The 9315-nt window shown below is 31.4% G+C and carries 7 protein-coding genes and 1 other RNA gene; 3 read left to right on the top strand and 5 right to left on the bottom strand.

Features of this window, described 5'->3' with window-relative positions; genetic code table 11:
- The 5 genes from ACIQ11_RS06290 to rnpB all read right to left on the bottom strand — a co-directional run.
- A partial coding sequence (locus tag ACIQ11_RS06290) for a zinc-dependent metalloprotease (protein ID WP_396153829.1) occupies positions 1-2291 on the bottom strand: 2291 nt, incomplete at its 3' end.
- A gap of 143 nt (positions 2292-2434) precedes the next feature.
- On the bottom strand, positions 2435-3682 hold the full coding sequence (locus ACIQ11_RS06285; protein ID WP_396153827.1) for a porin: 1248 nt from the start codon (positions 3680-3682) through the stop codon (positions 2435-2437).
- Between the two features lie 205 nt (positions 3683-3887).
- Complete coding sequence (locus ACIQ11_RS06280) at positions 3888-5522, bottom strand: anion permease (RefSeq protein ID WP_396153825.1); 1635 nt, start codon at positions 5520-5522, stop codon at positions 3888-3890.
- 9 nt (positions 5523-5531) lie between these two features.
- Positions 5532-6176 carry a DUF47 domain-containing protein gene (locus tag ACIQ11_RS06275; RefSeq protein ID WP_396153823.1) on the bottom strand — a complete coding sequence of 215 codons (645 nt, stop codon included), beginning with the start codon at positions 6174-6176 and terminating at the stop codon, positions 5532-5534.
- 110 nt (positions 6177-6286) lie between these two features.
- An RNA gene (gene rnpB / locus ACIQ11_RS06270) (RNase P RNA component class A) lies at positions 6287-6601 on the bottom strand.
- 209 nt (positions 6602-6810) lie between these two features.
- Here rnpB and dnaX point away from each other — a divergent pair.
- The 3 genes from dnaX to ACIQ11_RS06255 all read left to right on the top strand — a co-directional run.
- Positions 6811-7896: a DNA polymerase III subunit gamma/tau gene (dnaX, locus tag ACIQ11_RS06265; RefSeq protein ID WP_396149774.1), complete on the top strand. Its 1086-nt coding sequence runs from the start codon at positions 6811-6813 to the stop codon at positions 7894-7896.
- Between the two features lie 92 nt (positions 7897-7988).
- Entirely contained in the window at positions 7989-8540 is a 552-nt protein-coding gene (locus ACIQ11_RS06260; RefSeq protein ID WP_396153821.1) for a hypothetical protein, read from the top strand.
- 4 nt (positions 8541-8544) lie between these two features.
- Positions 8545-9315 (top strand): carboxyl transferase domain-containing protein (locus ACIQ11_RS06255; RefSeq protein ID WP_396153819.1); only part of this gene is annotated, 771 nt, incomplete at its 3' end.

Genomic DNA, 9315 nt, shown 5'->3' with positions numbered 1-9315 from the left:
CTTCTGTAAATATCAATAGCAGCATTCGATTTTAATTCTGAGAAAATACCTCTTCTTAAATCTGAAATTAATTCATCAACTGAATAATTAGCTTTATTTAGCGATGAAGTTTCTATTAATCGAACCAATCTATCATTTGATAATAAACTTGAAAGTGTTGCATCTTGCATACTCTTAATCGCATCCACACCTACATCGCCTTTTATTTTAGAAATAATATTTTGATTTAATAACCAAGTTGGCGTTTTAAACAATTGCTCATTTAAGAAGGCTACTGCTTCATTTTGAATTACAGAAGGTGTAACTTCGTATGCGTTTCCTGCCATATCATAGGTTTTTGGGTTTTCATAAACACCACCTACGTTTTTAGTTACGTGCCCCATATATCTTCTAAACTGTCCAACTAATGAATTATATAATCCTTCTAATTCAGAATAATCTTCACCGTTTTCTTTACTCCATTCCGTTAGATTAGGCAAAATTCTTTTTAAATTTTTAATTCCGTAAGCTGATGCTTTCATAGAATTATCTCCTAAATCTTCTGTTTGATAACGAGGATCGTATGGATTTGTTTCTGTACCAAACCAAAGTCTTCTGTCTTTATAAGCGTCTTTAGTCATTTCATTTAACAATGCTTTTTCCACTTTTTCATCGGCAGCATCTTTAAAATAAGAATACCCCCATTTGATTGCCCATTTGTCATAATCTCCAATTCTTGGAAATAAATCTTTCACATTATCTTCTGGTTGAGCAACATAGTTGAAACGTGCATAATCCATAATTGATGATGTATGTCCGTTTTTCTTTTGGAACTCTGGATTTCTTAACATTTCTACTGGAGTGGCATTACTTGCACCCATATTATGACGTAAACCAAGCGTGTGACCTACTTCGTGAGCTGCCACAAAACGAATTAATTCACCCATTAATTTGTCGTCTAATTTTTTATGTCTCGCATTTGGGTCTACTGCAGCCGTTTGAATTAAATACCAATCGCGTAATAAACTCATAATATTGTGGTACCATCCAATATGACTTTCCATAATTTCACCCGTTCTTGGGTCGTGTACATTAGGTCCGTATGCATTTTGAATTTCTGCAGCAAAATATCTTAATACAGAAAAACGTGCATCTTCTAAACTCATTGTTGGATCATTTTCTGGCCAATATTCACCACGAATGGCGTTTTTCCATCCTGCAAATTCAAATGCAGCTTGCCAATCATCGATACCTTGTTTGATAAAAGGTTTCCATTTATCTGGCGTAGCAGGGTCTAAATAATAAACGATTGGTTTTTTTGGTTCAATTAGTTCGCCTCTTTTTTGTTTTTGAGCGTCTTCTTCATTTTTTGGTTCTAACCGCCATCTAACAGCAAAAACATCTGTATCTGCTTTTTGAGAATCTTCTTCAAAAACATCGTATCCGTTGGCAAAATAACCTACTCTTTTGTCAAAAGTTCTTTTACGCATTGGATTTTCTGGTAATAAAATAAACGATGTATTTAATTCCATTGTAACTACACCCGCATCAAGAGCTGCTGGAAAATCAACACCAATTTTAGGCATTGGCGTTCTTGAAATTTGAGGTGCTACAGTTGTAAACGTTTTTGTAGTTCTAATTTCCGTGTTGATTGGAAAACTTTTTATAAACTGAATAAACGATTTGTCCTTTTGAAACGCCTGAATGCTTAACATTTGCTTGTTAATTGAATTCAAAGAAAACGTTTGTAAATCAGCATCAAAAGCCGCGTTCATATCGATTACGCTTGCGATATTGTTTTTTCCAGTTTCGTCTTTTTTATAAGCCAAAATATCATAAATACCAATAATTGGGTCGGCACTAGAATTTTTTACCGATTTTGTAATTGGTTTATCTTCATCTGGAGTCATAATTACATACGTAATTGAACGTAAAATGATGGTATTATTTTGACCTTTTTCAAAACGAACAACTTGTCTGTTAATTTCTTCTCCACCAAAAATTCCACCTCCAGCAGGAGTTTTAGAATATCTGGTAATGGTCATAATTTCTTTACCAATTAAAGCATCAGAAATTTCAAATAAATATTTGTCTGCCACTTTATGTACATCAATTAGACCTTTTTGCGTAACGGCTGTAGAGTCAATTACTTTTTTGTACGGTTTTGGTTCTTTTTTAGCCTCTGGTTTTTTTGCGTCTGCTGCTGGCGGTGCAGGAGCATTTTTACTTTTTTGGTCTTTCTTTTGTGCCACACTTTCAAGGGTGCCTAAAAGCAAAAAGCAAAATAAAATTTGTATTGATTTTTTCAACATAATGCTATTTTTTTGGTTAGTTATTATATAAGACACTAAATATACATTTATGTTACTTAAATGCTAAAAATTTTATGTTAATTTTAACAAATGATGAAACATAAAAAAAGCCGATTCTCTATTTTGAAAATCGGCTTTTTTTATTAAAAATTAAATTGTGCTTGCAATCGCAACAAACTTCCAGTTTGTTTGTTATCAGATAAAACAGCGTCTTCATATCGTCTAGATGAAATTGTATAATCTGCAACTAATTCAAAACTTTTAAAAGGTTGCCATTCAATTCCTATTTCTAAATCATTTACTTTATAACTTCTTGCATCTAATTCATGCTTTTTACCTCCGTTGTAATAGTGATATTTCAAAAATGGAAATACAATATTATTTTTAATTTTTGTTTTTGCATTTAACAACACATACCCTCCTTCAAGGTGGCTATTTTCAATAGTATTGGAAGCTGGGTTATATCTTGGACCACGCCCAATGTTATACTCGGCTTGAAATCCAAAAGGTTTTGGATATAGAATTAAAGAAGCTGCCGTTCTTTGATCTAAATATTCTGGATTGTTATTTTCTAATTTTGCTTTTGCAGTACCAGTAGTTAAAGTATTTACAACATATTTACCATTATATGCCTGAATACCCGCTTCAAAAATTTGTCCGTTATCAAACTCTATTGGATAGGTAAATCTAGCTACAACATGCTGATTATTGTTTCTTTCAATTGAATTAGCTGTTTGTCCATTATAAATACCTATTCCAAGTAAACCATAATCGCCACTACCTTTTAAACCATCATCAACTAATTTCTTAAACAACTCTCTTTTTTGTTTTGTAGCCCAATAGAAAAACACACCCAAATCCCTTTCATTTGAAACAGCACTATTTAAGCCATCATTTCTATCCAATGATAATCGATTTTGAGACGATTGCATGTTTTCAAATCCGAAAGGAACTTTACTTTGTCCTATACGAAAACGGTATTCTCTATCTTTATCTAATGATAAATCAAAATAAGCATCTCTTATTTGAAAAAGATGATTAGTAGTACCTGCAGATGATGCGAAATCAGGTTGTATGTAAATAAAAACTCTGTCATGAACTTGTCCTGATAAAATTATCCTTCCACGTCTTATAAAAAAACTATTATTTCCTCCCCAAGATCTATCACATTGCTCACAGCCTAAGTTAGAATTTGTTTCTAATAATTTATTATATCTAACTTGAACATAACCTCTAATATTAACTAATTCAAACCATTTTTTCTTTAATGATTCTTCATTTTTAATCTCTATGAGTTCTTTATTATTCACTTTCGGTTCAATAGAATTTTGAGAAAATGATGTAATAGAAATAAAAAAAACAAATAAATTAATATAAAATAATTTTTTCATTTGTGTTTACTTTGCAATGTTAAGAATTAGTTGTTTAATTGTATTTAGATTGCAAATTTAATGTTAAGAACTTAACTGTAAATACATTTTATATTAACTTATCTTTAAGATATTTTATTAAAATTTACAATAACTTAACATATACTTTTTTTTCACAAAAAAACCGTCTCAAATGAAACGGTTTTTATAAAAAATTATAATATTTTTATACAAATAAAGTTGTAATATAATAAAACAAAGCTGCAATTAATGCCGAAACAGGAATGGTTAATATCCAAGCCCATAATAAGCTAATAGTTACACCCCATCTTACCGCACTTAAACGTTTGGTTGCTCCTACTCCAATAATAGAACCCGTAATAGTATGTGTAGTTGAAACCGGCACACCCATTTGAGAAACTGTAAATAAAGTTAAAGCACCAGCTGTTTCAGAACAAACGCCTTCAAGTGGAGTTACTTTGGTAATTTTGGTTCCCATCGTTTTTACGATTTTCCAACCTCCCATTAAAGTACCTAAACCAATCATTAAATAACATCCAAATGCAATCCAAGTTGGCATCGTGTCTTTAGTTACTTTCGTTTCTAATTTATGACCTTCTATTAATTTACCTTCTTTATCGATGTATTTTGAAAAGATTTTAGCGTATCTGTAATCAGGATTAATTTCTTTGCCTTTAAATATTACTTCGTTAGTAACAACATCTTTGATGTCTTTTTTATCCGAATATACTTCTAATTTAGTAAGTTTTTTTGAGGCTTTTTCAAAGTTTTTTATATCTACTTTATCTTTAATTAATGATGATAAAAAAGGATTAGTAGAAACATTAACCTTTGAATTTAATTTTTCATCTTCATATATTTTTTCGCCAGTTGATAAATCAATAATTTTTTTACCATCTACAAACAAAGTATCTTTTCCAAAAACACCAACCGCAGGTTTAAACTTCTTAATTTTTCCCTCATCATTTTTATATACAACTTGAAGAATTTCTGTTGTATTTAAAAGATTATGTTCTTTAACAAAGTCTGGCATATTTGCATCAGGATTTGTTCTATAACCATTTGCATAAACGATACAAGCAGCACAAATAATACCCATTACTTTTTGAGAATCGGCACCACCATGTCCTAAAGAAAAAGCAGCTGAAGATAATAACTGAAGTTTTTTATACATATTTCCTTCTTTAGTATGCGAAGGATTTTTACCGTTTACAATTTCGTACCAACAATATACTATAATGAATAATGCTAATAATGATCCTATAATCCAAATCATAATCGGCTTAATATCTAAAGTATCTTTTAATGCATATGTTACATAAACCGTTAACACAGATATTAAAATAGAAATACTGATTTTTTTGAAGAAACTTCTTTGAATCGTCACCATAGCAATAAAGAAAGATATAATACCTCCAATAAATGGCGCTAAGAAAATAAACAAAACTGTAAAACCAATAGATTCTAAATTTAGAACTCCGAAACCTGCATGTGCAACAGCAGCACCTGCAAAACCTCCAATTAATGTATGTGATGATGAAGACGGAATTCCTAATTTCCATGTTAATAAATTCCATACAGTTGCTGCCAATAATCCAGATAAAATTACCCAAAGATTAATTACAGAACCATCCACTGTTTTTGCTACTGTATTTCCCACACTCATATCAAATACCCAATAGGCGATGAAGTTGAAAAAGGCAGCCCAAATTACAGCTTGTGTTGGTGACAACACTTTTGTAGAAACTACAGTTGCTATTGAATTGGCGGCATCGTGAAACCCGTTAACCAAATCAAACAACAATGCAATTACTATAATTACTATTAATAATGTAAACATAGTACTTAATTAAGAATGTTTAACAGCTACCGCTTCTAATACTCGTGCCACAGCCTTACATTTATCTGAAGCTTTATCTAAAGAAGCTAATACTTCTTTATATTTGATGATATTTTTAACGTCAGTTTCGTTTTCAAAAATATCAGCAATCGCTTTTTCAAAAACAGAATCCGACTTTCTATCTAACTTGTTTATTTTCTTAACCGATTCAAAAATATTTTTGAAATTACTCATTTCTTTCAATTCTTTCACAGAAACCATAATAAGCTGACAAGCCTCCAGGTTAATTTCTGTGATTTTTCTGATTGATTTGGTAATTTTCTCTACTTGATACATTCTAATTCTATTAGATGCTTCTTGCAAATTACTTGCAACATCTTCTATAGTAGTCATTAAAGAGTGAATATCTTCTCTATCAAATGGAGTAATAAAATTTTTACTTAATTCGATATTCATTTTATGAGAAATTTTCTCAATACTTTCAGACAATTCATCAATTTTTTTAAAATAATTTTCTCTTTCTGTTTTAGAAGCATTAACTCCTTCGTGTAATGCATCAGAAAGTTTTGTTAATTTATTAGTCGCTTCCTCGAATAATGGAAAAAATGTTTTGTCTTTTGGAGAGAAAAAATTTAAAATGTTTTTAAAGCTCATCTTTTTATAAAGTTAAAATTGTGAGGCAAATGTAAAAACACAATGTTAAATTAATGTTATGTAATTGATAATAGTAGATTAATTGTTAACTAATTTTTAACATTTTTTTTAAAAAAAGCAGACCTATAAGCCGGATTCTGTCTCCAATAAAATTGGAGCCTTATCATTTATCTAGTTCCGAAATTACTCGCGGAATCTATCTTTCTACCCTTCAACAACGGACGAGAAACCCTTAAATGCTGATATACTTGAAATTTCACCGCATAGAGTTTACCTGGTTTCACTACAGCTTAACCTGTACATACTTTCTGTTGCACTTGTCCTCCTCCGATACATCGGAGTGACGGGCGTTACCCGCTATGCTTCTCTTTGGTGTCCGGACTTTCCTCTCCTAATAAATTAGAAGCGATAAGGCGGTCTGCTTGGCAAAGATAATTCAAATTGGGCGTTTTTTATGAATTAAATTGAATTTCTGAATTAAATTTAGAAACACAGATTAAAGAAATCATATAAATTTTATAAATTTCTTTAATCTGTATTATAAAGTTTATGACTAACAAATTCTTAATAACTTTTTACTTTTCACTTTTGACATTTCGTATTTTAAATCTATATTTGCTATCAATAATACGTTATGGAACAATTTATAGTATCAGCCAGAAAGTACCGACCTCAAACATTTAAAGATGTTATTGGGCAACTTGCTATTACGAATACTTTGTTACATGCAATTGAAAACAACCATTTAGCACAAGCATTACTTTTTACAGGACCTCGTGGTGTTGGAAAAACAACTTGTGCCAGAATATTAGCCAGAAAAATTAACCAGGAAGGATACGATGATCCGAATGAAGATTTCTCTTTTAATGTTTTCGAATTAGATGCCGCGTCTAATAATGGTGTTGATGATATTAGAAGTATTATCGACCAAGTTCGTATCCCACCACAAACCGGTAAATATAAGGTATACATTATTGATGAGGTGCACATGCTTTCCGCTTCGGCATTTAATGCGTTTTTGAAAACATTAGAAGAACCACCAAAGCACGCTATTTTTATTTTAGCTACGACTGAAAAACATAAAATTCTTCCTACCATATTGTCTCGTTGTCAAATATTCGATTTTAAACGAATTACGATAAACGATACCAAAGAATATTTAATGGAAATTGCACAAAATCAAAATGTGCAGTTTGAAGAAGAAGCGCTTCGAATCATTTCGCAAAAAGCTGATGGTGCCATGCGTGATGCTTTGTCTATATTTGACAGAGTAGTTTCGTATTGTGGAAATAATTTAACGCGACAAGCTGTTGCTGAAAATTTAAACGTGTTAGATTACGATTATTATATAAAAGTTACCGATTTAATTTTAGAGAACGATATTCCGCAATTACTTTTAACGTATAACGATATTTTATCGAAAGGATTTGACGGACACCACTTTGTTGCTGGTTTAGCTTCACACTTTAGAGATTTATTGGTTTGTAAAAATCCAGCAACACTTTCGTTGTTAGAAGTCAGTGAACAAACACAACAAGAATTTGCTGTTCAGGCACAAAAAGCTTCTCAAGAGTTTTTATTGCAAGGGATTTCTATTGCTAATGAGTGCGATTTAAAATATAAAGTGAGTCAAAATCAACGATTGTTTGTTGAACTTACACTTATGCAATTGGCTTCATTAACACATGATGCCGAAAAAAAAAAGTTAAATATTATATAATACCTTCTACTTTCTTTGATTCAACTCAAAAAAGTCAATCTCCACAAATATCAATTCAACCACAAATTGTTTCAGCACCTGAAATAATAGAAGTGATTCAAGAAGAATTTCCAAAAGCGGAAGAAAAAGTAGAGGCAAAAATAGAACAGATTCAGCAAAAACTTACGCCTACAATAGATACCAGTAATCGAATTTCTTCTTTATCTATTAAAGGGTTAAAACAAAAAGCAGATGTTTCTAATTTAGCAAAATCAGAAACTTTATCTGTAGGCGAACATTTAGCCGATCCATTCACACAGGAAGATGCCATAAAACATTGGAATGAATTTATAGATATTTTAGAAAATAAAGGGAAAAAATTATTTGCAAGTTATATGCGATTGAGCAAACCTGTATTAATGGGCACCAATATATTGTTAGAATTTCCAAATCAAGGTTCTAAAGAAGATTTTGAAAATACGAATTCTGAATTAGTAAGTTACCTAAAAACAAATTTACGCAATTACGATTTGAAAATTAAAATAACGGTAATTGAAACCTACAAACCTAAAGTAATTTATACCAACGAAGAAAAATACAAACATTTTAAGGAGTTAAATCCTAACATAGAAATATTTAGACAAACTTTCGAATTAGACTTATAAAAAAATGGATATTAATTTCAATAAAAACGAAGACCACAACAAACTTTTGGTGTCAGATATGTTGCAAAAATTTGCGAAAGTAAAATTAGGTGGCGGTCAAAAACGTATTGATAAATTACACGCTGAAGGCAAAATGACAGCCAGAGAGCGTATCGATTATTTATTAGACAGCAATGCCAAAAGTATTGAAATTGGTGGCTTTGTAGGAGAAGGTATGTACGAAGAACACGGCGGATGCCCTTCTGGAGGTGTGGTCGTAAAAATTGGATATATTAAAGGGAAACAATGCATAGTAGTAGCCAATGACGCAACTGTAAAAGCAGGTGCCTGGTTTCCAATTACTGGTAAAAAGAATTTAAGAGCACAAGAAATTGCTATGGAAAACCGTTTACCAATTATTTACTTGGTAGACTCGGCGGGTGTGTATTTGCCTTTACAGGATGAAATTTTTCCTGACAAAGAACATTTCGGACGTATTTTTCGAAATAACGCCATTATGAGCAGTATGGGAATTACCCAAATTGCTGCCGTTATGGGAAGTTGTGTAGCTGGTGGGGCGTATTTACCAATTATGAGTGATGAAGCCTTAATTGTAGACAAAACAGGAAGTATTTTCTTAGCGGGAAGTTATTTAGTAAAAGCTGCAATTGGCGAAACTATTGATAATGAAACACTTGGTGGCGCAACGACACATTGTGAAATTTCAGGGGTTACCGATTTTAAAGCTAAAGATGATGCAGCTGCTTTAGACAGAATTAAAAGTATTGTTTCAAAA

The sequence above is a fragment of the Flavobacterium sp. genome, assembly GCF_044361065.1.
Taxonomy (GTDB): domain Bacteria; phylum Bacteroidota; class Bacteroidia; order Flavobacteriales; family Flavobacteriaceae; genus Flavobacterium.
The sequence above is the reverse complement of the archived record's forward strand: the minus strand, read 5'-3'. Positions and strand labels throughout refer to the sequence as shown.

Bases quoted from the DNA above. Each gene is read 5' to 3' on its own strand.
- ACIQ11_RS06285 (WP_396153827.1), bottom strand. From the start codon at position 3,682: ATGAAAAAATTATTTTATATTAATTTATTTGTTTTTTTTATTTCTATT.
- ACIQ11_RS06280 (WP_396153825.1), bottom strand. From the start codon at position 5,522: ATGTTTACATTATTAATAGTAATTATAGTAATTGCATTGTTGTTTGAT.
- ACIQ11_RS06275 (WP_396153823.1), bottom strand. From the start codon at position 6,176: ATGAGCTTTAAAAACATTTTAAATTTTTTCTCTCCAAAAGACAAAACA.
- dnaX (WP_396149774.1), top strand. From the start codon at position 6,811: ATGGAACAATTTATAGTATCAGCCAGAAAGTACCGACCTCAAACATTT.